The 21,472-nt window shown below is 59.7% G+C and carries 24 protein-coding genes; 23 read left to right on the forward strand and 1 reads right to left on the reverse strand.

What is annotated here, in order from left to right; translation table 11 throughout:
- Positions 1 to 8 precede the first annotated feature (8 nt).
- The gene (gene secF / locus D109_RS0121320) at positions 9 to 923 is read left to right on the forward strand and encodes a protein translocase subunit SecF (RefSeq protein WP_017478653.1); all 915 of its coding nucleotides are present in this window, start codon (positions 9 to 11) and stop codon (positions 921 to 923) included.
- A gap of 123 nt (positions 924 to 1,046) precedes the next feature.
- Complete coding sequence (locus D109_RS0121325) at positions 1,047 to 1,595, forward strand: glycine zipper 2TM domain-containing protein (RefSeq protein ID WP_003210309.1); 549 nt, start codon at positions 1,047 to 1,049, stop codon at positions 1,593 to 1,595.
- A gap of 51 nt (positions 1,596 to 1,646) precedes the next feature.
- On the opposite strand, the gene suhB is transcribed toward D109_RS0121325, so the two are convergent.
- Positions 1,647 to 2,462, reverse strand: a complete 816-nt coding sequence (suhB, locus tag D109_RS0121330) for an inositol-phosphate phosphatase (RefSeq protein WP_003175971.1) — start codon at positions 2,460 to 2,462, stop codon at positions 1,647 to 1,649.
- Between the two features lie 145 nt (positions 2,463 to 2,607).
- On the opposite strand from suhB, the gene trmJ reads away from it, so the two are divergent.
- The 21 genes from trmJ to D109_RS0121435 all read left to right on the forward strand — a co-directional run bounded on the left by trmJ (position 2,608) and on the right by D109_RS0121435 (position 21,413).
- On the forward strand, positions 2,608 to 3,378 hold the full coding sequence (gene trmJ / locus D109_RS0121335; RefSeq protein ID WP_003210307.1) for a tRNA (cytosine(32)/uridine(32)-2'-O)-methyltransferase TrmJ: 771 nt from the start codon (positions 2,608 to 2,610) through the stop codon (positions 3,376 to 3,378).
- A 2-nt stretch (positions 3,379 to 3,380) separates the two neighbouring features.
- The gene (gene cysE / locus D109_RS0121340) at positions 3,381 to 4,166 is read left to right on the forward strand and encodes a serine O-acetyltransferase (RefSeq protein WP_017478654.1); all 786 of its coding nucleotides are present in this window, start codon (positions 3,381 to 3,383) and stop codon (positions 4,164 to 4,166) included.
- 303 nt (positions 4,167 to 4,469) lie between these two features.
- On the forward strand, positions 4,470 to 4,961 hold the full coding sequence (gene iscR, locus D109_RS0121345; protein WP_003210305.1) for a Fe-S cluster assembly transcriptional regulator IscR: 492 nt from the start codon (positions 4,470 to 4,472) through the stop codon (positions 4,959 to 4,961).
- Positions 4,962 to 5,011: 50 nt separating this feature from the next.
- Complete coding sequence (locus tag D109_RS0121350) at positions 5,012 to 6,226, forward strand: IscS subfamily cysteine desulfurase (RefSeq protein ID WP_017478656.1); 1,215 nt, start codon at positions 5,012 to 5,014, stop codon at positions 6,224 to 6,226.
- Between the two features lie 102 nt (positions 6,227 to 6,328).
- Positions 6,329 to 6,715 (forward strand): Fe-S cluster assembly scaffold IscU, encoded by a 387-nt coding sequence (gene iscU / locus D109_RS0121355; protein ID WP_003209682.1) that lies wholly within the window; start codon positions 6,329 to 6,331, stop codon positions 6,713 to 6,715.
- 27 nt (positions 6,716 to 6,742) lie between these two features.
- Positions 6,743 to 7,066, forward strand: coding sequence for an iron-sulfur cluster assembly protein IscA (gene iscA / locus D109_RS0121360; RefSeq protein ID WP_017478657.1), 324 nt, complete (start codon positions 6,743 to 6,745; stop codon positions 7,064 to 7,066).
- Positions 7,067 to 7,074: 8 nt separating this feature from the next.
- Entirely contained in the window at positions 7,075 to 7,596 is a 522-nt protein-coding gene (gene hscB, locus D109_RS0121365; RefSeq protein WP_026078128.1) for a co-chaperone HscB, read from the forward strand.
- Positions 7,597 to 7,647: 51 nt separating this feature from the next.
- Entirely contained in the window at positions 7,648 to 9,510 is a 1,863-nt protein-coding gene (hscA, locus tag D109_RS0121370) for a Fe-S protein assembly chaperone HscA (protein WP_017478660.1), read from the forward strand.
- A gap of 3 nt (positions 9,511 to 9,513) precedes the next feature.
- Positions 9,514 to 9,855, forward strand: coding sequence for an ISC system 2Fe-2S type ferredoxin (gene fdx, locus D109_RS0121375; protein ID WP_003209674.1), 342 nt, complete (start codon positions 9,514 to 9,516; stop codon positions 9,853 to 9,855).
- Positions 9,856 to 9,869: 14 nt separating this feature from the next.
- Positions 9,870 to 10,070, forward strand: a complete 201-nt coding sequence (gene iscX / locus D109_RS0121380; protein WP_017478661.1) for a Fe-S cluster assembly protein IscX — start codon at positions 9,870 to 9,872, stop codon at positions 10,068 to 10,070.
- Positions 10,071 to 10,158: 88 nt separating this feature from the next.
- Positions 10,159 to 10,584: a nucleoside-diphosphate kinase gene (gene ndk, locus D109_RS0121385; RefSeq protein ID WP_003175956.1), complete on the forward strand. Its 426-nt coding sequence runs from the start codon at positions 10,159 to 10,161 to the stop codon at positions 10,582 to 10,584.
- A 30-nt stretch (positions 10,585 to 10,614) separates the two neighbouring features.
- Entirely contained in the window at positions 10,615 to 11,763 is a 1,149-nt protein-coding gene (gene rlmN, locus D109_RS0121390; protein ID WP_003209670.1) for a 23S rRNA (adenine(2503)-C(2))-methyltransferase RlmN, read from the forward strand.
- Between the two features lie 12 nt (positions 11,764 to 11,775).
- Entirely contained in the window at positions 11,776 to 12,534 is a 759-nt protein-coding gene (pilW, locus tag D109_RS0121395; RefSeq protein WP_017478662.1) for a type IV pilus biogenesis/stability protein PilW, read from the forward strand.
- The gene (locus D109_RS0121400; RefSeq protein ID WP_017478663.1) at positions 12,534 to 13,517 is read left to right on the forward strand and encodes a RodZ family helix-turn-helix domain-containing protein; all 984 of its coding nucleotides are present in this window, start codon (positions 12,534 to 12,536) and stop codon (positions 13,515 to 13,517) included. The genes pilW and D109_RS0121400 overlap by 1 nt, the downstream gene beginning before the upstream one ends.
- A 4-nt stretch (positions 13,518 to 13,521) precedes the next feature.
- On the forward strand, positions 13,522 to 14,631 hold the full coding sequence (ispG, locus tag D109_RS0121405) for a flavodoxin-dependent (E)-4-hydroxy-3-methylbut-2-enyl-diphosphate synthase (protein WP_017478664.1): 1,110 nt from the start codon (positions 13,522 to 13,524) through the stop codon (positions 14,629 to 14,631).
- Between the two features lie 21 nt (positions 14,632 to 14,652).
- Positions 14,653 to 15,942 (forward strand): histidine--tRNA ligase, encoded by a 1,290-nt coding sequence (hisS, locus tag D109_RS0121410; RefSeq protein ID WP_017478665.1) that lies wholly within the window; start codon positions 14,653 to 14,655, stop codon positions 15,940 to 15,942.
- Positions 15,943 to 15,982: 40 nt separating this feature from the next.
- Positions 15,983 to 16,624 carry a tetratricopeptide repeat protein gene (locus D109_RS0121415; RefSeq protein WP_003209663.1) on the forward strand — a complete coding sequence of 214 codons (642 nt, stop codon included), beginning with the start codon at positions 15,983 to 15,985 and terminating at the stop codon, positions 16,622 to 16,624.
- Positions 16,617 to 17,768 (forward strand): outer membrane protein assembly factor BamB, encoded by a 1,152-nt coding sequence (gene bamB, locus D109_RS0121420; RefSeq protein ID WP_017478666.1) that lies wholly within the window; start codon positions 16,617 to 16,619, stop codon positions 17,766 to 17,768. The genes D109_RS0121415 and bamB overlap by 8 nt, the downstream gene beginning before the upstream one ends.
- Before the next feature lie 139 nt (positions 17,769 to 17,907).
- On the forward strand, positions 17,908 to 19,377 hold the full coding sequence (gene der / locus D109_RS0121425) for a ribosome biogenesis GTPase Der (RefSeq protein WP_003209661.1): 1,470 nt from the start codon (positions 17,908 to 17,910) through the stop codon (positions 19,375 to 19,377).
- Positions 19,378 to 19,485: 108 nt separating this feature from the next.
- Positions 19,486 to 20,634 (forward strand): pyridoxal phosphate-dependent aminotransferase, encoded by a 1,149-nt coding sequence (locus D109_RS0121430; protein WP_017478667.1) that lies wholly within the window; start codon positions 19,486 to 19,488, stop codon positions 20,632 to 20,634.
- On the forward strand, positions 20,622 to 21,413 hold the full coding sequence (locus D109_RS0121435) for an amidohydrolase (RefSeq protein WP_026078138.1): 792 nt from the start codon (positions 20,622 to 20,624) through the stop codon (positions 21,411 to 21,413). The genes D109_RS0121430 and D109_RS0121435 overlap by 13 nt, the downstream gene beginning before the upstream one ends.
- The last annotated feature ends 59 nt before the right edge of the window (positions 21,414 to 21,472 follow it).

A 21,472-nucleotide genomic window follows, 5' to 3' on the forward strand; every position in this document is an offset into this window, starting at 1 on the left:
GGGCTGCCATGTTACGTACAATCAACTTCATGGGCGTTCGCAACGTTGCGTTCAGCTTCACCGTGCTCCTTACCGTTCTGGCGTTGTTCAGCTGGTTCCATAAGGGCCTGAACTACGGTCTGGACTTCACCGGCGGTACGCTCATCGAGCTGACCTACGAGAAGCCGGCCGACGTTAGCCTGGTGCGCAACGAGCTGGTCAAGGCCGGCTATCACGAAGCTATCGTGCAGAGCTTTGGTGCTACCACTGACCTGCTGGTGCGTATGCCGGGCGAAGACCCGCAACTGGGTCACCAGGTAGCCGAGGCCTTGCAGAAGGTCGGTGGTGACAACCCGGCGTCGGTCAAGCGCGTCGAGTTCGTGGGCCCGCAAGTGGGTGAAGAGTTGCGCGATCAGGGCGGCCTCGGCATGCTGATGGCGCTGGTCGGCATCATGATCTACCTGGCTTTCCGCTTTCAGTGGAAGTTCGGTGTCGGCGCCATTGTGTCGCTGATCCACGACGTGATCGTGACCGTGGGCATCCTGGCCTACTTCCAGATTACCTTCGACCTGACGGTATTGGCGGCTGTGCTGGCGATCATTGGTTACTCCCTCAACGACACCATCGTGGTATTCGACCGGGTTCGTGAGAACTTCCGGGTGCTGCGCAAGGCGACGTTGATCGAGAACATCAACATCTCCACCACCCAGACCCTGCTGCGCACCATGGCGACCTCGATCTCCACCTTGCTGGCAATTGCCGCACTGATGGTGTTCGGTGGTGACAACCTGTGGGGCTTCTCGCTGTCGCTGTTCATCGGCGTACTGGCGGGTACCTACTCGTCGATCTACATCGCCAACGTGGTACTGATCTGGCTGAACCTCAACAGCGAAGACCTGATCCCTCCTGCCAGCACCGGCAAGGAGGTCGACGACCGCCCTTGATGGGTGTTTGTTGATCAGCTGTTACAAAAAAGGCGTGAGTATTGAACTCGCGCCTTTTTTTTTGCTCCAAGGCTGGGTATAGCGCGGATCGTTCGGTCCGTTTGTGATGGTCAGGAGGTTCACGTGAACAAGTCGTTACTGGTTGGTGCGGTATTGGGTGCTGTCGGTGTGACTGCCGGGGGTGCTGTTGCCACCTACAGCCTGGTAAAAAGCGGCCCTGAGTATGCGCAAGTGCTGGCGGTGCAGCCGGTGAAAACCCAGATTAAAACCCCGCGTGAAGTCTGCAAGGACGTTGCCGTAACCCGGCAGAAGCCTGTGCAGGATCAGCATCAGATCGTCGGTACGGTGGTCGGTGCGCTGGCGGGCGGCCTGTTGGGTAATCAGGTCGGCGGCGGTAATGGCAAGAAGCTGGCCACGGTGGCCGGTGCGGTCGGTGGCGGTTATGCCGGTAACAAGGTTCAGGAAGGCATGCAGAACCGCGATACCTACACCACGACGCAAACCCGTTGTAACACCGTTAACGACATCAGCGACAAGGTTGTCGGGTACGACGTGCGTTACACCCTGGACGGCAAGGAAGGCTCCGTGCGCATGGATCGTGATCCAGGCAATCAGATCCCGGTCGACAAGGAAGGGCGCCTGGTTATCGGTCAGAACCAGCCGCAGCAGTAATTTCAGATATAAAAAAAGCACCCCGAGGGGTGCTTTTTTGTGCTCGCTCGCTTAGCGCTTCAGCGAGGCCGGCAGGTGCGGCTGGATCGCCGTCAGTACTGCCTTGAAGCATTTGGTGTTGCCGGCAACGACGTGACCCTTCTCTAGGAAGTCGTGACCGCCGGTGAAGTCGCTCACCAGGCCGCCCGCTTCTTGAATCAGCAGTGCGCCTGCAGCCATGTCCCACTCGGACAGGCCCGACTCCCAGAACGCATCAAAACGACCGGCAGCGACATAAGCCAGGTCCAGGCTGGCTGCGCCGGCGCGACGGATGCCGGCGGTCTGGCCAACCAGGGCGCGGAACATGCCCAGGTAGTTTTCCAGGTTGTCCATCTGGTCATCACGGAACGGGAAGCCGGTACCCAGCAGGGCGCCGTCCAGGCTGGTGCGACCGCTGACACGCAGGCGACGACCGTTAAGTTGGGCGCCACGGCCACGGCTGGCGGTGAATTCTTCCTGGCGAACCGGGTCCAGAACAACAGCGTGCTCCAGGCGGCCGCGGTATTTGCAGGCGATGCTCACGGCAAAGTGCGGGATGCCGCGCAGGAAGTTGGTGGTGCCATCCAGTGGGTCGATGATCCACAGGTAGTCTTCGCCTTCGCCGCTACCTTTGTGCAAACCGGTTTCTTCACCGAGGATGCCGTGGGTAGGGTAGGCCTTGCGCAGCGCGTCGATGATTTTCTGCTCGGCGGCGCGATCCACCTCGGATACGTAATCCTTGGCGTCTTTTTCGTCGACCTTGATGGTATCCAGGCGCTCGATGGAGCGGAAGATCAATTCACTGGCGCTGCGGGCGGCGCGCAGCGCGATATTCAGCATGGGCTGCATGGATGTGTCACCTAAGGTTGTTAAAGAAAGCCGAGCATTCTAGCAGAAACTTTCTTCAGGTGAAGGACGACGTTACCTTTCATGGCATAACCTTAGGCTGTTCTGTAAGATTTGCTCCCCTTTCCCGTGTCCGAGAGCGCCTCCCTTGCTGCAAAACATCCGTGTCGTCCTCGTCAATACCAGTCATCCCGGCAATATCGGCGGCGTGGCGCGCGCCATGAAGAACATGGGGCTGACGCGCCTGGTGCTGGTGGAGCCGCGTGTGTTCCCGCACCACGAGGCCGATGCTCGCGCGTCCGGCGCCAATGACATCCTCGAAAAAGCCCAGGTCGTCGCCACGCTGGAAGACGCTCTGGTCGGCTGCAACCTGGTGCTCGGCACCAGCGCTCGCGACCGTCGTATCCCCTGGCCGCTGCTGGATCCTCGCGAATGCGGGACCAAAGTCGTGGAAGAGGCCGCCGGCGGCGCTGAAATCGCCTTGGTCTTTGGCCGTGAAGACTCCGGCCTGACCAATGAAGAGCTGCAGCGATGTCATTATCACGTGCACATCCCATCAGACCCTGAGTTCAGTTCGCTGAACCTCGGGGCAGCGGTGCAGGTGTTGAGTTATGAAGTGCGCATGGCCTGGCTGGCCGCTGAAGGCCAGCCAAGCAAGGTAGAGAAGGACGAGGTTGCATCGACCAAGAGTGGCGAGTTGGCCACCATGGATGAGCTGGAGCGGTTCTATGAGCACCTGGAGCAAACCCTGGTGGCCATCGAATTCCTCGATCCGGAAAAACCACGGCACTTGATGGCGCGCCTGCGTCGGTTGTACGGACGCAGTTCGGTCAGCCGGGCGGAAATGAATATATTGCGTGGCATCCTCACGGAAACCCAGAAAGCGGCCCGTGGCGAGCTTCTTAAGCGGAAGGATTAAAAATGTTCGAGCGTTTGCGAGAAGATATCCAGAGTGTTTTTCACCGTGACCCGGCGGCGCGCAACGCCTTTGAAGTGCTGACCTGCTACCCGGGCATGCACGCGATCTGGATCCACCGCCTGTCCGGCGCCTTGTGGAATATGGGTTGGAAGTGGCTGGCGCGGCTGGTCTCCAACTTTGGCCGCTGGTTGACCGGGATCGAGATTCATCCGGGCGCCAAGGTCGGTCGCCGCTTCTTTATCGACCACGGCATGGGCATCGTTATTGGTGAAACTGCCGAGATTGGTGACGATGTGACCCTGTATCAGGGCGTGACCCTGGGCGGCACCACTTGGAACAAGGGCAAGCGCCACCCGACGCTGGAAGATGGCGTTGTAGTAGGGGCGGGCGCCAAAGTCCTCGGCCCGTTTACCGTCGGTGCGGGTGCCAAGGTCGGCTCCAACGCCGTGGTGACCAAGGCCGTGCCGCCTGGCGCAACGGTTGTCGGCATTCCGGGGCGGATTATCGTCAAGCCGGAAGTCGGTGATGAGCAGGAAGCCAAGCGCAAGGCCATGGCCGAGAAAATCGGCTTCGATGCCTATGGTGTCAGCGAAGACATGCCCGACCCGGTGGCGCGAGCGATTGGCCAATTGCTCGACCACCTGCAAGCGGTGGATGGCAAGCTGGACGGTATGTGCGGTGCCCTGAAAGACCTTGGCAGCAACTACTGCGCCAAGGACTTGCCTGAGCTGCGCACCGAGGACTTCGCCGAGATCAAGGACGAAAGCGCCGCCACCAAGGCTGGCTGAAGTCTCTCAATCGCTGCAAAGCCCATGTGGGAGCGGGCTTGCTCGCGAAAGCTGCGTGTCAGTCGCCGAATATATTGACTGATCCACCGCATTCGCGAGCAAGCCCGCTCCCACATTTTGACCTCCATTGGTCCCGCATTCCCGGCTTGGCCCTGTTCCCGCTGGTCCATCCCGTCCCGCCCTGCTATTATTCGCGCGCCCTTTTTACGGGTAATCCTGACTAAAGTACTAGGTCTTATAGTTGACTTAAATACTCGGGAATCGCATACTTGCTCCCATTCTGAAACACCTTGGTACTTGTCCATGAGACTGACTACAAAAGGCCGATACGCGGTGACCGCCATGCTTGACCTGGCCTTGCACGCGCAAAATGGGCCGGTGTCCCTGGCCGATATCTCCGAGCGCCAAGGCATTTCCCTGTCCTACCTCGAGCAGTTGTTCGCCAAGTTGCGCCGCAGCAATCTGGTTTCCAGCGTTCGTGGTCCAGGCGGCGGCTATCAACTGTCCCGCGACATGCAGGGCATCCAGGTCGCCCAGGTGATCGACGCGGTGAATGAATCCGTCGATGCCACCAAATGCCAGGGCCTGGGTGACTGCCATGCCGGTGACACCTGCCTTACGCACCACTTGTGGTGTGACCTGAGCCTGCAGATCCATGAGTTTTTGAGTGGTATCAGCTTGGCTGATCTTGTGACTCGCCGTGAGGTGCAAGAAGTAGCCCAGCGTCAGGACCAGCGCCGTTGCAACACCAAGGCGCCGCGTCTGGACAAGATTGAAGCGTCCGCCGTCGAGTGACAGCCGAAGAGCTAACGGCACGCCAGCCAGCCTGATTTAGGAGAAAGTCCATGAAATTGCCGATTTACCTTGATTACTCAGCGACCACCCCGGTTGATCCGCGTGTCGCGCAAAAGATGAGCGAATGCCTGCTGGTTGACGGAAACTTCGGTAACCCGGCGTCCCGTTCCCACGTTTTCGGCTGGAAAGCTGAAGAAGCCGTGGAAAACGCTCGTCGCCAGGTCGCTGACCTGGTGAATGCCGACGCACGTGAAATCGTCTGGACCTCCGGTGCCACCGAGTCCGACAACCTGGCAATCAAGGGTGCGGCGCATTTCTACGCGACCAAAGGCAAACACCTGATCACCACCAAGATTGAGCACAAGGCTGTCCTCGACACAATGCGCCAACTGGAGCGTGAAGGTTTTGAGGTTACCTACCTCGAGCCAACCACCGACGGTATCGTGACCCCTGCGATGATCGAAGCCGCGATGCGTGAAGACACCATCCTGGTTTCCGTGATCCACGTGAACAACGAAATCGGCACCATCAACGACATCGCCGCCATCGGCGAGCTGACCCGTTCCAAGGGCGTGTTGCTGCACGTCGATGCTGCTCAGTCCACCGGCAAGGTCGATATCGACCTGTCGAAACTGAAAGTCGACCTGATGTCGTTTTCTGCCCACAAGACCTACGGCCCTAAAGGCATCGGCGCCCTCTACGTGAGCCGCAAGCCTCGCGTACGTATCGAAGCCACCATGCACGGCGGCGGTCACGAGCGCGGCATGCGTTCGGGCACCCTGGCGACCCACCAGATTGTCGGCATCGGCGAAGCGTTCCGTGTGGCCAAGGAAGACATGGCTGCTGAAAACGTGCGCATCAAGGCCCTGAGCGATCGCTTCTACAAGCAGGTCGAGCACCTTGAAGAGCTGTACATCAACGGCAGCATGACCGCCCGTGTACCGCACAACCTGAATTTGAGCTTCAACTACGTCGAAGGCGAGTCGCTGATCATGGCGCTCAAGGACCTGGCGGTTTCGTCCGGTTCGGCCTGCACCTCGGCTTCCCTTGAGCCGTCCTACGTCCTGCGCGCCCTGGGCCGCAACGACGAACTGGCTCACAGCTCGATCCGCTTTACGTTCGGCCGTTTCACCACCGAAGAAGAAGTCGACTACGCCGCGCAGAAAGTCTGCGAGGCCGTCACCAAGCTGCGTACCTTGTCCCCGCTGTGGGACATGTACAAGGACGGTGTCGACATTTCCAAGATCGAGTGGGCGGCACACTAACTATAGAAGCCGCCACCCAAAAGGCTCTGTAAAGACGTGGCGGAAAACGCAGGCGTGTTTACAGGGTTCCAGAGCGGCCCTGATGAGTGAGGATTCAGTACCATGGCTTACAGCGAAAAGGTCATCGACCACTACGAAAACCCGCGCAACGTCGGCAAGATGAACGCGGAAGACCCTGATGTCGGCACCGGCATGGTCGGCGCTCCGGCGTGCGGCGACGTCATGCGCCTGCAGATCAAGGTCAACGAAGCTGGCGTTATCGAAGACGCCAAGTTCAAGACTTACGGCTGCGGTTCGGCCATCGCCTCCAGCTCCCTGGCGACCGAATGGATGAAAGGCAAGACCCTGGATGAGGCTGTGACTATCAGCAACACCCAGCTGGCCGAAGAACTGGCCTTGCCGCCAGTGAAAATCCACTGCTCGGTACTCGCAGAAGACGCCATCAAGGCGGCTGTTCGCGACTACAAGCAGAAGAAAGGCTTGATCTAAGCATTTGGCGACGAGTAAGGAGTCACGATGGCTATCAGCATGACAGAAGCGGCGGCTAAACACGTGCGACGCTCCCTTGACGGGCGCGGCAAAGGTGAGGGGATTCGTCTGGGTGTTCGCACCACGGGCTGTTCCGGCCTTGCCTACGTGCTGGAGTTCGTCGACGAGGTGGTCGAGGAGGATCAGGTGTTCGAAAGTCACGGCGAAAAAGTGATCATCGACCCGAAAAGCCTGACCTACCTGGACGGCACCGAACTCGATTTCGTCAAGGAAGGGTTGAACGAAGGCTTCAAGTTCAACAACCCCAACGTACGCGGTGAATGTGGCTGCGGCGAAAGCTTCAACATCTGAGGCTGATTGTGGGTACTCCTTGTCATTTCGCTTTATTCGAGCTGCAGCCGAGTTTTCGACTGGACCTTGAACAGCTTGCCACGCGCTACCGTGAACTGGCGCGTGGGGTGCATCCGGACCGATTTGCTGACGCTTCCGAGCGTGAGCAACGCTTGGCGCTGGAGCAATCAGCCAGCCTCAATGAAGCCTATCAGACGCTCAAGAACCCTCCCAAACGCGCGCGCTACCTGCTCGCCATGGGCGGTCGCGAGCTGCCGCTTGAGGTCACGGTCCAGGACCCTGATTTCCTGATGCAGCAGATGCAATGGCGCGAGGAGCTCGAAGAGCTGCAGGACGAGGCCGATCTGGCCGGCGTCGCGGTCTTCAAGCGCCGTCTGAAAATGGCCCAGGATGAACTCAACGAAAGCTTCGCAGCCTGTTGGGATGATGCAGCGCAACGTGAACAGGCCGAACGCCTGATGCGGCGCATGCAGTTCCTCGACAAGCTCACCTACGAAGTGCGCCAGTTAGAAGAGCGCCTCGACGATTAACCCAGTGCCGCCCAGGTTGCACGCCTGATATACAGATAAGTCCTGATTACCATGGCCCTACTGCAGATCGCCGAACCCGGCCAAAGTCCTCAACCGCACCAGCGTCGTCTGGCGGTCGGGATTGACTTGGGCACTACCAATTCGCTGGTCGCTGCATTGCGCAGCGGTCTTTCCGAGCCGCTGCCTGACGCGGATGGCCAGGTCATCCTGCCGTCTGCCGTGCGCTATCACGCTGACCGCACTGAAGTGGGCGAGTCGGCCAAGCTGGCAGCGTCTACCGATCCTTTGAACACCGTGCTGTCGGTCAAGCGCTTGATGGGTCGTGGTCTGTCCGACGTCAAGCAGCTGGGTGACCAACTGCCTTACCGCTTCGTTGGCGGTGAATCCCATATGCCGTTCATCGACACCATCCAGGGCCCGAAAAGCCCGGTGGAAGTGTCGGCCGATATCCTCAAGGTGCTGCGCCAGCGTGCGGAAACCACCTTGGGTGGCGAACTGGTGGGGGCGGTGATTACTGTTCCTGCGTACTTCGATGACGCTCAGCGCCAAGCCACCAAGGATGCGGCGAAGCTCGCCGGCCTGAACGTGCTGCGCCTGCTCAACGAGCCGACTGCGGCCGCTGTGGCTTACGGCCTGGACCAGCACGCCGAAGGCCTGGTGGCTATTTACGACCTGGGCGGCGGTACCTTTGATATTTCGATCCTGCGCCTGACCGGCGGTGTCTTCGAAGTGCTGGCTACCGGTGGCGATACGGCCCTGGGCGGCGATGACTTCGATCACGCCATCGCGGGCTGGATCATCACCAGCGCCGGCTTGTCTGCCGACCTGGATCCGGGCGCTCAACGTAATCTGCTGCAAACCGCCTGTGCCGCCAAAGAAGCGCTGACTGAGGCTGCGTCGGTGGAAGTTTCCTACGGTAGCTGGTCGGCCCAACTGACCCGTGAAGCGTTCGATTCCTTGATCGAGCCGATGGTCGCCCGCAGCCTGAAAGCCTGCCGCCGAGCCGTACGTGACTCAGGTGTCGAGTTGGAAGACGTGGCTGCCGTGGTCATGGTGGGCGGTTCGACCCGCGTGCCACGTGTTCGTGAGGCGGTCGCTGAAGCCTTCGGTCGCCAGCCGCTGACTGAAATCGACCCGGATCAAGTGGTGGCCATTGGTGCCGCGATCCAGGCCGACACCCTCGCCGGTAACAAGCGCGATGGTGGCGAACTGCTTCTGCTTGACGTGATTCCGTTGTCCCTGGGGCTGGAAACCATGGGCGGCCTGATGGAGAAGGTGATTCCACGCAACACCACCATCCCCGTTGCCCGTGCCCAGGACTTCACGACGTACAAAGATGGCCAGACGGCCATGATGATTCATGTGCTGCAAGGTGAGCGTGAACTGATCAGCGACTGCCGTTCCCTGGCTCGCTTCGAGTTGCGCGGGATTCCGGCGATGGTGGCCGGTGCGGCGAAGATTCGCGTGACCTTCCAGGTCGACGCCGACGGCTTGCTCAGCGTCGCCGCCCGCGAACTGGCCTCCGGCGTTGAAGCCAGCATCCAGGTCAAGCCGTCCTACGGCCTGACCGACGGCGAAATCGCCAAGATGCTCAAGGATTCGTTCCAGTACGCCGGTGACGACAAGGTCGCCCGCGTGTTGCGAGAGCAGCAAGTCGACGCCCAGCGCCTGCTCGAAGCGGTGCAGGGCGCCCTTGAGGCTGACGGCGAGCGCCTGCTGGATGCCGAAGAGCGCATGGTTATCGACCTGCAGATGCAGGAGCTGGCTGAATTGATGAAAGGCACCGATGGTTACGCCATCGAGCAGCAGACCAAGCGTCTGTCGCAAGTGACGGATGCCTTTGCCGCCCGTCGTATGGACCAGTCGGTGAAAGCCGCCCTGGCGGGCCGCAACTTGAACGAACTTGAGGATTAACTGATGCCGCAGATCATTTTTCTGCCACACGCCGAGCATTGCCCGGACGGTATGGTCGTGGAGGCTGAGACCGGCAAGTCCATTCTCGAAGTCGCTCACGACAACCACATCGAGATCGAAAGCGCCTGCGGCGGCGTTAACGCCTGTACCACGTGCCATTGCATCATTCGCGAAGGTTTCAATAGCCTCGAAGAGGCTGATGAGCTGGAAGAGGACTATCTTGATAGGGCGTGGGGTCTGGAGCCGACATCGCGCTTGAGCTGCCAGGCAAAAGTGGGCACAGAAGACCTCACTGTTGAAATTCCGAAATATTCGCTTAACCATGCCGCCGAAGCGCCGCACTGACTGGTAGAACTGTCATGAGTTACGGTTGGAATGATGTACAACGCATTGCTGAAGAACTGGCTGAATCCAAGCCCGATGTGAGCCCGCTCACTGTCAACTTCGTCGACCTGCAGCGATGGATCATGGAGCTTCCGGATTTCGACAATACCTCTGGCCGCTGCGGCGAGAAGGTATTGGAAGCGGTCCAGGCCCTCTGGATCGAAGAAATAGACTGATCATCCCCGCAGGTTAGGCAATACCCAAGAACCCGCGTATAATTCGCGGGTTTAATTTTTCGCAAATTACCGTTTCTGGAGTTACACCATGGCTGTTCAACGTACTTTCTCCATCATCAAGCCTGACGCTGTTGCAAAAAACGTCATCGGCGAGATCACCACTCGTTTCGAAAAAGCCGGCCTGAAGGTTGTAGCTTCGAAACTCAAGCAACTGTCCAAAGCTGAAGCTGAAGGCTTCTACGCTGAGCACAGCGCTCGTGGTTTCTTCGGCGACCTGGTTGCCTTCATGATCTCCGGTCCTGTTGTTGTTCAGGTTCTGGAAGGCGAAAACGCTATCGCTCTGAACCGTGAGCTGATGGGCGCTACCAACCCTAAAGAAGCGGCTGCCGGCACCATCCGTGCTGACTTCGCTGAATCGATCGACGCCAACGCCGTTCACGGTTCGGACTCCGAAGCCGCTGCTGCCCGCGAAATCTCGTACTTTTTCGCTGCTACTGAAGTAACCGCTCGCTAAGCATTGGCTTAAAAGAGCGAAGGTGAATCCATGACTACATTGACTGCAAAAACCAACCTGCTGGGTCTGACTCAACAGGAAATGGAAAAATTCTTCGACTCAATCGGGGAGAAGCGTTTTCGTGCCGCTCAGGTAATGAAGTGGATTCACCATCTTGGCGTCGATGATTTCGACGCCATGACGAACGTCAGCAAGGCCCTGCGCGACAAGCTCAAGGCCATTGCCGAAGTTCGCGGCCCCGAAGTGGTCAGCGAGGACATCTCCACCGATGGCACCCGTAAGTGGGTGGTGCGCGTGGCGTCCGGCAGCTGCGTCGAGACCGTTTACATTCCCCAGGGCAAGCGCGGCACTCTGTGCGTTTCGTCCCAGGCAGGCTGTGCCCTGGACTGCAGTTTCTGCTCCACCGGCAAGCAAGGTTTCAACAGCAACCTCACCGCCGCCGAAGTCATCGGCCAGGTGTGGATTGCCAATAAATCGTTCGGCAGCATCCCGGCGACCGCCGACCGTGCCATCACCAACGTGGTGATGATGGGCATGGGCGAGCCGCTGCTGAACTTCGACAACGTTGTTGCGGCCATGCACCTGATGATGGATGACCTGGGCTACGGCATTTCCAAGCGCCGTGTGACCCTGTCGACCTCCGGCGTGGTACCGATGATCGATGAGCTGGCCAAGCACATCGACGTCTCCCTGGCGTTGTCGCTGCACGCACCGAATGACGCATTGCGTAACCAATTGGTGCCGATCAACAAGAAGTATCCGCTTAAGATGCTGCTCGAATCTTGCCAGCGTTATATGGCGACCTTGGGTGAGAAACGTGTGTTGACCATTGAGTACACCATGCTCAAGGACATCAACGACAAGGTCGAGCATGCGGTCGAGATGATCGAGTTGCTCAAGAACGTACCGTGCAAGATCAACCTGATTCCGTTTAACCCGTTTCCCCATTCTGGCTACGAGCGGCCGAGCAACAACGCCATCCGCCGTTTCCAGGATCAACTGCACCATGCAGGCTTCAATGTCACCGTGCGCACCACCCGCGGCGAAGACATCGATGCGGCATGTGGCCAATTGGTAGGACAGGTGCTGGATCGCACCCGTCGCAGCGAACGTTATATCGCCGTGCGTGAACTGAGTGCCGCCGACGATATGCCGCAAAGCGCCGCGACTCGAACCTGAGAGAGGATCTCTATGCCCTTGCGCCTTGCGCTGCTTTTGCTTGTTGCCAGCCTTGCGGCTGGCTGTGTTTCATCGGGCCATGACAGCCCGTTGCAAACCGGCAAGGGCCGTGACGAGGCGCGTGTGGCCTATGTGCAGTTGGGCTTGGGGTACTTGCAGCAAGGAATGGCCGAACAGGCCAAGGTGCCGCTGAAGAAGGCCCTTGAACTGGATGGCAGCGACGCAGACGCCAATGCTGCGTTAGCCTTGGTGTTCCAGGCCCAGGCCGAGCCTGAATTGGCCGATCAATATTTCCAAAAGGCCCTGGCCATACGTCCTGGCGACCCAAGACTGCTGAATAATTACGGCAGTTTTTTGTTTGCGCAGAAGCGTTATCAACAGGCGTCCGAATATTTCCAGCAGGCTGCGGCCGATACCCTCTATCCTGAGCGCTCGCGGGTTTTCGAGAATCTTGGGGTGACCTCAATGCTTCTCGGCCAGCGCGACACCGCCCGCCAGCAACTGGAAAAAGCCCTGCACCTGAACCAGCGTCAGCCTCGAGCCTTGCTCGAAATGGCTGAGTTGTCCTTCGAAGACAGGCATTATGTGCCGGCACGTGACTATTACGAGCGTTTTAGCCTGCTGAGCGGGCAAAATGCACGTAGTCTATTGCTCGGTGTGCGCCTGGCGACGGTTCATGAAGAACGCGACAAGGCCGCACGTTTTGGCCAGCAACTCGAACGACTCTATCCCGGTACGCCGGAATATCAGCAATACCTGTCGGAGCAATGATGAAAGCGGCGCACCCGGAAGTTGTAGCAGCTAATCGTGGAAACCCAGGCGAGACCTTGCGTCAGGCCCGCGAAAGCAATGGTTGGTCGCTGGCAGAAGTGGCCCTCAAGCTCAATTTGACCACGACTTCATTGGGCAACCTTGAAGCTGGCGCGTTCGACAAGCTGCCAGGGCATACCTTTGCCCGCGGCTATATCCGCGCCTATGCCAAGTTGCTTGGTATCGACCAGGCCGCATTGGTCCAGGAATTCGACCAGATCACCGGTACCGATTCCCAGGGCAGCAATGTCCATGGCCTGGGGCGCATTGAAGAGCCTGTGCGTGTTTCCCACACGATTTTGCGAATTGTCAGCCTGTTGCTGCTGATCGCCGTGATAGGTGGTGGTTTTGTATGGTGGCAGGATCAGACCTCCCAACGTGGCAAGGATCTGTCCACCAACGCCATGGAGCATGTCGAAGTCGAAAGTGCCGACGGCACCACCCAGATTCATCCATTGGACGAGCCGGAAGACCAGGCCGTGGCCCAGGGCCAGGCGGCGCCTGAGGCAGAGCCGAGCGCCGAGCAGCCTGCTCCTGAAGCGGGTACTGCACCTGCCACGACTCCTGTCGCTCCCGCTCCAGTGGTCGCCGCGACGCCAGTTGCTCCTGTTCATACGCCAGCCGCCCCGGTGCAGGCTCCGGCTCCAGCCGCTCCGGCCGCCCCGGCGATTTCCGCGCCAACCACCCCAGCGCTTATCGCCGGTGATGGCCGAGTACAAATTACCTACGTCGCTGACTGCTGGACGCAAGTCTCCGATGGCAACGGCAAGGTGCTGTTCAGTGGTCTGAAGCGTAAGGGAGATACGCTTGACCAGGGCGGCAAGCCTCCTTTGACGCTGCGTCTGGGCTTTGCCCGTGGCGCGCAAGTGGCCTACAACGGCCAGCCTGTGGACGTGGCGCCGTTCACCAGTGGCGAGACTGCTCGCCTGAAGTTGGGACAATAAAGTCATGCACGGCGAATCTCCAATCAAACGTCGCGTATCGCGCAAGATCTGGGTCGGCTCGGTGCCGGTGGGCGGCGATGCCCCCATCGCCGTACAAAGCATGACCAACAGCGACACCAATGACGTGGCGGCCACTGTCGCCCAGATCAATCGCCTGGAAGCGGCGGGCGTCGACATCGTGCGGGTTTCCGTACCGGACATGGACGCTGCCGAAGCCTTTGGCCGCATCAAGCAACTGGTCAAGGTTCCGCTGGTCGCCGATATCCACTTCGACTACAAGATCGCGTTGCGCGTGGCCGAACTGGGCGTCGACTGTCTGCGGATCAACCCGGGCAACATCGGCCGTGAAGACCGGGTTCGCGCCGTGGTGGATGCCGCCCGTGATCGCGGGATTCCCATCCGCATCGGCGTCAACGCCGGTTCCCTGGAAAAAGACCTGCAAAAGAAATACGGCGAGCCGACTCCGGCTGCCCTGGTCGAGTCCGCGTTGCGCCACGTTGAACACCTTGAGCGCCTGAATTTTCAGGACTTCAAAGTCAGCGTAAAGGCTTCCGACGTTTTCATGGCGGTAGAAGCGTACCGCCTGCTGGCCAAGGAAATCGTCCAGCCATTGCACCTGGGTATCACCGAAGCCGGTGGTTTACGCTCAGGCACAGTGAAATCTGCGGTGGGTCTCGGTATGCTGCTGGCCGACGGGATTGGCGATACTATTCGCATCTCCCTCGCGGCAGACCCGGTAGAGGAAGTGAAAGTCGGTTACGACATTCTCAAATCCCTGCATTTGCGTTCCCGTGGCATCAACTTCATTGCCTGCCCGAGCTGCTCGCGGCAGAACTTCGACGTGGTGAAAACCATGAACGAACTGGAAGTACGCCTCGAAGACCTGCTGGTGCCGCTGGATGTTGCGGTGATTGGGTGTGTGGTCAACGGGCCGGGTGAGGCCAAAGAGGCTCATGTGGGCCTGACCGGTGGTACGCCAAACCTGATTTACATCGACGGCAAGCCGTCGCAGAAACTGACGAATGACAATCTGGTGGATGAGCTGGAACGGCTGATCCGCCAGAAAGCGGCCGAGAAGGTCGCGGCTGACGCAGCGCTGATCGCGCGCGGCTAAGAACGAATTTAAGGATTTGATGTGAGCAAGTCTCTGCAAGCCATTCGTGGCATGAACGACATCCTGCCTGAGCAGACGCCCCTGTGGCGCTACTTCGAGGGCACTGTCGCGCGCCTGCTGGATAACTACGGTTACAAGCAGATCCGCATGCCGATCGTCGAGTTCACCGAGCTGTTCAAGCGCTCCATCGGTGAAGTGACCGACATCGTCGAAAAAGAGATGTACACCTTCGACGACCGCAACGGCGACTCCCTGACCCTGCGTCCGGAAGGTACTGCGGCGTGCGTGCGTGCGGTGCTCGAGCATGGCCTCACCGGCGGTGGCCAGCCGCAGAAGCTCTGGTACATCGGCCCGATGTTCCGCCACGAGCGTCCGCAGAAAGGCCGTTATCGCCAGTTCCACCAGATCGGCCTGGAGGTGTTCAACCTCGATGGTCCGGACATCGACGCCGAGTTGATCGTGCTGACCTGGCGCCTGTGGGGCATGTTGGGCATCCGCGATGCGGTCAAGCTTGAACTCAACAGCCTGGGCACCAGCGAGTCCCGGGGCCGCTACCGCGAAGCCCTGGTGGAATTCCTGTCGGCCCACCTGGACAAGCTGGACGAAGACAGCCGGCGCCGCCTGAAAACCAACCCGCTGCGGGTACTGGACACCAAGAACGCCGAGACCCAGGCCGTACTGGTGGACGCGCCGAAAATGGCCGACTACCTGGACGACGAGTCCCGCATCCACTTCGAGGGCCTCAAGGCTCGCCTGGATGCAGCCGGTATTCCATACGTCATCAATCCGAAACTGGTGCGTGGCCTCGATTACTACAGCAAGACCGTGTTCGAGTGGGTGACTGACAAGCTCGGCGCCCAAGGCACCGTCTGTGCCGGTGGCCGTTACGACGGCCTGGTCGAGCAGATGGGCGGCAAGCCGACCTCTGGTGTTGGCTTCGCCATGGGTATTGAGCGGCTGATCCTGCTGCTGGAAACCCTGGAGCAGGTCCCCGAAGAAATCTCCCGTCAGGTGGACGTGTACTTCTGTGCCTTTGGCGAGGCGGCCGAACTGGCTGCCCTGGCCCTAAGCGAGAAGCTGCGCGACCAACTGCCGAACCTGCGCCTGCAAGTCAATGCCGGTGCCGGCAGCTTCAAAAGCCAGTTCAAGAAAGCCGACAAGAGCGGTGCGTTGTATGCACTGATCCTGGGTGATGATGAGTTGGCCCAGCAAGTGGTAAGTTTCAAACCCCTGCGTGGTCAGGGTGAACAACAAAGCATTGCCTTTGATGCGCTTGCAGCGCACCTGGCCACCTGCATCGTGCAGGGTTGAAGCTGTCAAACAGCCGATTTAGCGATTAAGGAGTATTGGGGTGTCGAGTACTGATGATGACCAGCTGGCCGAGTTCAAAGACTGGTGGCAGCGCAACGGCAAGCCCCTGGTCACTGGCGGCTTGCTGGCTTTAGTAGTGGTGTTCGGCTGGCAAGCCTGGCACAAGTATCAGGCTAACCAGTCGCAAGGCGCCTCGATTATCTATCAGCAACTGCTGGAAACCACGCTGACGCCAAACGGCAAGCCTGACCTTGCCCAGGTTGCAGACCTGGCCGGCAAGCTGAAGAGCGAGTTCGGCGGTAGCACCTACGCGCAATACGGCAGCCTGTTCGTCGCAAAAGTTGCGGTCGACAATGGCAAGCTGGATGACGCAGCCTCCGAGCTGAAAGCCATCACCGACAAGCCGGCCAACCCGACACTGGGTGAAATCGCACGTCAGCGTCTGGCTCAGGTACTCGCGGCACAGAACAAGGCCGACGAAGCACTGAAACTGCTCGACGGCGATGCTGACAAGGCATTCCTGGCCACTCGTGAAGAGCTCAAGGGCGACCTCCTGGTCCAATTGGGTCGTACCGACGAAGCCAATGCTGCGTACCAAAAAGCCAAGGCGGCGCTGTCTGATGAAGCGGCGGTCGGTGGCTTACAAATCAAGCTCGACGACTTGGCCAAAGGGGATGCGTGACGTGATCCGTTGGAAACATGCAGCATTGCTGGCTCTGGCCGTTTTGGCCGCGGGTTGCAGCAGCAACAGCAAAAAAGAACTGCCTCCGGCCGAGCTGACCAGCTTCAAGGAAGAAGTGGTCCTGCAAAAGCAGTGGAGCCGCTCCATTGGTGACGGTCAGGGTGATCTGTACAACCTGATGGTTCCGGCTATCGACGGTGACACCATCTTCGCTGCTGACTCCACCGGCGTTGTGGTCTCCATGGATCGCATGAACGGCGACGTCAAATGGAAGAAAGATCTCGACTTGCCTGTGTCCGGCGCCGTTGGCGTGGGTTCCGGCATGGTGCTGCTCGGCACGCTGAAAGGCGATGTGGTGGCGCTGGATGAGAGCACTGGTGAAGAGAAATGGCGCGCTCGCGTGACCAGTGAAGTGCTCTCGCCACCGGCTACCAACGGCGACATCGTTGTCGTGCAGACCCAGGATGACCGTGTGATCGGCCTCGACGCTGCCACCGGTAACCAGCGCTGGTTGTACGACAGCACGCCGGCAGTCCTGACCTTGCGCGGTACCAGCGGTCCGGTTGTGACCAGCAACCTCGCACTGGCAGGCCTGTCGACCGGTAAAGTGGTCGCCCTGGACACCCAGAACGGCGTGCCGGCCTGGGAAACCCGGGTCGCTATTCCTCAGGGGCGTTCGGAACTGGACCGCGTAGTGGACATCGACGGTGGCTTGCTGCTGTCGGGTGATACCCTTTACGTCGCCACTTACCAGGGCCGCGTCGCGGCGCTGGACGTGCAAAGCGGCCGGATCAACTGGCAGCGTGATGCTTCCAGCTACGCCGGTGTCGCCCAAGGGTTTGGCAGCGTCTACGTAAGCCTGGCGTCTGGCACGGTTGAAAGTGTCGACGAGCGTTCCACCACTGCATTGTGGAGCAACGACTCCCTGGCTCGCCGTCAGTTGTCGGCACCGGAAGTGTTCTCCAGCTACGTAGCGGTAGGCGATTTTGAAGGCTACCTGCACCTGCTGAGCCAGGTGGACGGTCGCTTCGTCGGTCGCGAACGCATCGACAGCGACGGCCTGCGTGCCCGTCCGCTGGTGGTGGGTAACATGCTTTACGTGTATGGCAACAGCGGCAAACTGGAAGCGCTGACCATCAAGTAATGGTTTGACTATGCTTGGGGTAACACCCAGGCGGCCCCGCTTCGGCGGGGCATGCGGCATTTGAATATGCTGCCCCGAGCACCAGCCGCTGCCTTGCAGCGGCTTTTGTATTTTCTGAAATAACGAAGTGGAGAGCCGCATGGTTCCCGTAATCGCCCTGGTGGGCCGACCGAACGTCGGCAAGTCCACCTTGTTCAACCGCCTGACCAGGACTCGCGACGCCATTGTCGGCGACTTGTCCGGTCTGACCCGTGATCGCCAATACGGTGAGGCAAAGTGGCAAGGGCGCTCCTACATTATTGTCGACACCGGTGGTATCTCCGGTGACGAGCATGGCATGGACGAAAAGATGGCCGAGCAGTCGCTGCTGGCCATTGAAGAAGCTGATGTCGTGTTGTTCCTGGTGGACGCCCGCGCGGGCTACACCGCTGCTGACCAGATGATTGGCGAGCACCTGCGCAAGCGCAACAAGCGTTCCTATGTGGTGGCCAACAAGATCGACAACATCGATCCTGAAATGGCCCGTGCCGAGTTCAGCCCGATGGGCCTGGGCGACGCGATCCCTATCGCCGGTGCCCACGGTCGCGGCATCACCCAGATGCTGGAAATCGCGCTGCGCGATTTCCCGCGTGATGACGTGGATGAAGTCGAAGGCGAAGAAGAAATCGTTGCCGAAGGCGAGGAAGCCAAGCGCATTCCTGGCCCAAGCGAAAAAGACGGTATCAAGATCGCGATCATCGGCCGTCCGAACGTCGGCAAGTCGACCCTGGTCAACCGTATGCTCGGTGAAGATCGGGTAATCGTCTACGACGAGCCCGGCACCACCCGCGACAGTATCTACATCCCGTTCGAGCGTAACGACGAGAAGTACACGCTGATCGACACCGCTGGTGTGCGCAAGCGCGGCAAGATCCACGAGGAAGTTGAAAAGTTCTCCGTGGTGAAAACCCTGCAGGCGATCAAAGACGCCAACGTGGTGATCTTCGTCATGGATGCCCGCGAAGGCGTGGTAGACCACGACCTGAACTTGCTGGGCTTTGCCCTGGAAGCCGGTCGTGCCCTGGTGATCGCGATCAACAAGTGGGACGGCATGACGCCGAGCGAGCGCGACTACGTCAAGGTCGAGCTGCAGCGTCGCCTGTTCTTCGTCGAGTTTGCCGATATTCACTTTATCTCGGCACTGCACGGTACCGGCGTGGGCAACCTCTACGCTTCGGTGCAGAACTCGTTCAAGTCCGCGGTTACCCGCTGGCCGACCAACCGCCTGACCCAGATTCTGGAAGATGCGGTCAGCGAGCACGCGCCACCGATGGTCAACAACCGTCGGATCAAGCTGCGTTACGCCCACTTGGGTGGTGCCAACCCGCCGATTATCGTGATCCACGGTAACCAGCTGGAGAAGGTGCCGAAGTCCTACGTGCGTTACCTGGAAAACACCTATCGCCGTGTCTTGAAACTGGTCGGCACGCCGATCCGTATCGAGTTCAAAGGTGGCGAGAACCCGTACGAAGGTAACAAGAACAGCCTCACCGACCGCCAGGTCAACAAAAAGCGCCGGATGATGACGCACCACAAGAAAGCCGACAAAAAGCGCCGCGACAAGCGCTGATCCTGATCGGTTGAAAAAGGGCTCTTTAAGAGCCCTTTTTTGTGCCTGGCGGTTGACCCTTCGCGGCATGCAGCTTAAAACTTGGGGCTCACCGCAAGGGGCGCACCGATGATCACCAGTAAGCTGCCGAATGTCGGCACCACCATCTTCACCACCATGTCGCAACTTGCCGCCGAAACCGGTGCGCTCAACCTGTCCCAGGGGTTTCCCGACTTCAACGGGCCTCAAGGTTTGCTCGATGGCGTGGGCAAGCACATTGCCCTTGGCCATAACCAATACGCACCCATGACCGGCCTGCCGGTGCTGCGCCAGCAGGTGGCGGCCAAGATCGCCCGCAGCTATGGCGCCACGGTGAATGCCGACAGCGAAGTGACCATCACCCCTGGCGCCACTGAGGCGATCTTCTGCGCGATCCAGGCGGTGATCCGCAGCGGTGATGAAGTGATCGTGTTCGATCCGGCCTACGACAGCTATGAGCCTTCTGTGGAGCTGGCAGGCGGTCGCTGCGTACACGTGCAACTGGGGCTGCATGACTTCGCTCTGGACTTCGAACAGATCAAGGCGGCGCTGTCCCCGCGCACCCGCATGATCATCCTCAACAGCCCGCACAACCCCACCGGTGCCCTGATCAGCCGCGCCAAGCTGGACCAGTTGGCCGCGTTGATACGCGACCGTGACATCTACCTGGTCAGCGACGAGGTCTACGAGCACCTGGTATTCGACGGTGTACCCCACGTCAGCGTGCTGGCCCACGAGGAACTGTACCAGCGCGCCTTCGTGGTCAGCTCCTTCGGCAAGACCTACCACGTTACCGGCTGGAAAACCGGCTATGTGGTCGCGCCGCCGGCCCTCAGCGCCGAGCTGCGCAAGGTGCATCAATATGTCAACTTTTGCGGGGTGACCCCGTTGCAGTACGCTTTGGCAGACTTCATGGCCGAACACCCGGAACACGTCGAGGAACTGCCGGCTTTCTATCAAGCCAAGCGCGACCTGTTCTGCGACCTGCTGGAGCCGTCGCGTTTCAGCTTTACCCGGGTGGCCGGAACTTACTTCCAACTGGTGGATTACTCACAGATTCGCCCGGACCTGGATGACGTCGCCATGTCACTGTGGATGACCCGCGAACATGGCGTGGCGACCATCCCGGTCTCGGTGTTCTACCAGAACCCACCGCAAGGCCAGCGCCTGGTGCGACTGTGCTTTGCCAAACGTGAGGAGACGCTGCGCCAAGCAGCCGAGAAACTATGCGTGATCTGAGTGCACTGCCCAACCTGAACATTGCCCTGGTGCAAACCACCCTGGCCTGGCACGACCGCCAGGCCAACCTGGAGCATTTCGAACTGCTGCTGGAACAGGCCAAGGGTGCCGACCTGATCGTGCTACCGGAGATGTTTACCACCGGTTTTTCCATGGAATCGCAAACCCTCGCCGAGCCTGAAAACGGCCCCACCCATCAATGGTTGCTGGCCCAGGCGAAGAAGTACAACGCCGTGATCACCGGCAGCGTGATCATCCAGGCCGCCGACGGCAGCCACCGCAATCGCCTGCTGTGGGCGCGCCCGGATGGTGAGGTGCTGCACTACGACAAGCGTCATCTGTTCCGCATGGCCGGTGAGCACGACCACTACACCCCGGGCGAGCGTCAGGTGCAGTTTGAACTCAAGGGTTGGCGGATTCGTCCGTTGATCTGCTACGACCTGCGCTTCCCAGTGTGGAGCCGTGACGCCCAGGACACGGACCTGCTGCTGTACACCGCCAACTGGCCGGGTGCACGGCGTCAGCACTGGAACCGCTTGTTGCCGGCACGGGCCATTGAAAACCTGTGCTACGTGGCGGCGGTGAATCGGGTGGGTACGGACGGGAAGGGTTTTGCCTACACCGGCGACAGCCAGGTCGTGGACTTCCAGGGCGAAAGCCTGCTGAGCGCAGGGGAGGCGGACGGGGTGTTCCAGGTGTGCCTGGACGCAGCGGAATTGGCGGAGTACCGCACACGCTTCCCGGCGAACCTGGATGCGGACATTTTCGAGTTCGTATAGATCGTTCCCACGCTCTGCGTGGGCACGCCTCTTGTGACGCTCCGCGTCACGCTTCGGGA

Origin of the sequence: Pseudomonas sp. PAMC 26793, assembly GCF_000313235.1 — a bacterium.
GTDB lineage: Bacteria > Pseudomonadota > Gammaproteobacteria > Pseudomonadales > Pseudomonadaceae > Aquipseudomonas > Aquipseudomonas yamanorum.

What these genes read in the sequence shown, in the direction of transcription:
- secF (WP_017478653.1), top strand. Translation starts at nt 9, where the DNA reads ATGTTACGTACAATCAACTTCATGGGCGTTCGCAACGTTGCGTTCAGC.
- suhB (WP_003175971.1), bottom strand. Translation starts at nt 2,462, where the DNA reads ATGCAGCCCATGCTGAATATCGCGCTGCGCGCCGCCCGCAGCGCCAGT.
- cysE (WP_017478654.1), top strand. Translation starts at nt 3,381, where the DNA reads ATGTTCGAGCGTTTGCGAGAAGATATCCAGAGTGTTTTTCACCGTGAC.
- iscR (WP_003210305.1), top strand. Translation starts at nt 4,470, where the DNA reads ATGAGACTGACTACAAAAGGCCGATACGCGGTGACCGCCATGCTTGAC.
- D109_RS0121350 (WP_017478656.1), top strand. Translation starts at nt 5,012, where the DNA reads ATGAAATTGCCGATTTACCTTGATTACTCAGCGACCACCCCGGTTGAT.
- iscU (WP_003209682.1), top strand. Translation starts at nt 6,329, where the DNA reads ATGGCTTACAGCGAAAAGGTCATCGACCACTACGAAAACCCGCGCAAC.
- iscA (WP_017478657.1), top strand. Translation starts at nt 6,743, where the DNA reads ATGGCTATCAGCATGACAGAAGCGGCGGCTAAACACGTGCGACGCTCC.
- hscA (WP_017478660.1), top strand. Translation starts at nt 7,648, where the DNA reads ATGGCCCTACTGCAGATCGCCGAACCCGGCCAAAGTCCTCAACCGCAC.
- fdx (WP_003209674.1), top strand. Translation starts at nt 9,514, where the DNA reads ATGCCGCAGATCATTTTTCTGCCACACGCCGAGCATTGCCCGGACGGT.
- iscX (WP_017478661.1), top strand. Translation starts at nt 9,870, where the DNA reads ATGAGTTACGGTTGGAATGATGTACAACGCATTGCTGAAGAACTGGCT.
- ndk (WP_003175956.1), top strand. Translation starts at nt 10,159, where the DNA reads ATGGCTGTTCAACGTACTTTCTCCATCATCAAGCCTGACGCTGTTGCA.
- rlmN (WP_003209670.1), top strand. Translation starts at nt 10,615, where the DNA reads ATGACTACATTGACTGCAAAAACCAACCTGCTGGGTCTGACTCAACAG.
- pilW (WP_017478662.1), top strand. Translation starts at nt 11,776, where the DNA reads ATGCCCTTGCGCCTTGCGCTGCTTTTGCTTGTTGCCAGCCTTGCGGCT.
- D109_RS0121400 (WP_017478663.1), top strand. Translation starts at nt 12,534, where the DNA reads ATGAAAGCGGCGCACCCGGAAGTTGTAGCAGCTAATCGTGGAAACCCA.
- ispG (WP_017478664.1), top strand. Translation starts at nt 13,522, where the DNA reads ATGCACGGCGAATCTCCAATCAAACGTCGCGTATCGCGCAAGATCTGG.
- bamB (WP_017478666.1), top strand. Translation starts at nt 16,617, where the DNA reads ATGCGTGACGTGATCCGTTGGAAACATGCAGCATTGCTGGCTCTGGCC.
- der (WP_003209661.1), top strand. Translation starts at nt 17,908, where the DNA reads ATGGTTCCCGTAATCGCCCTGGTGGGCCGACCGAACGTCGGCAAGTCC.
- D109_RS0121430 (WP_017478667.1), top strand. Translation starts at nt 19,486, where the DNA reads ATGATCACCAGTAAGCTGCCGAATGTCGGCACCACCATCTTCACCACC.
- D109_RS0121435 (WP_026078138.1), top strand. Translation starts at nt 20,622, where the DNA reads ATGCGTGATCTGAGTGCACTGCCCAACCTGAACATTGCCCTGGTGCAA.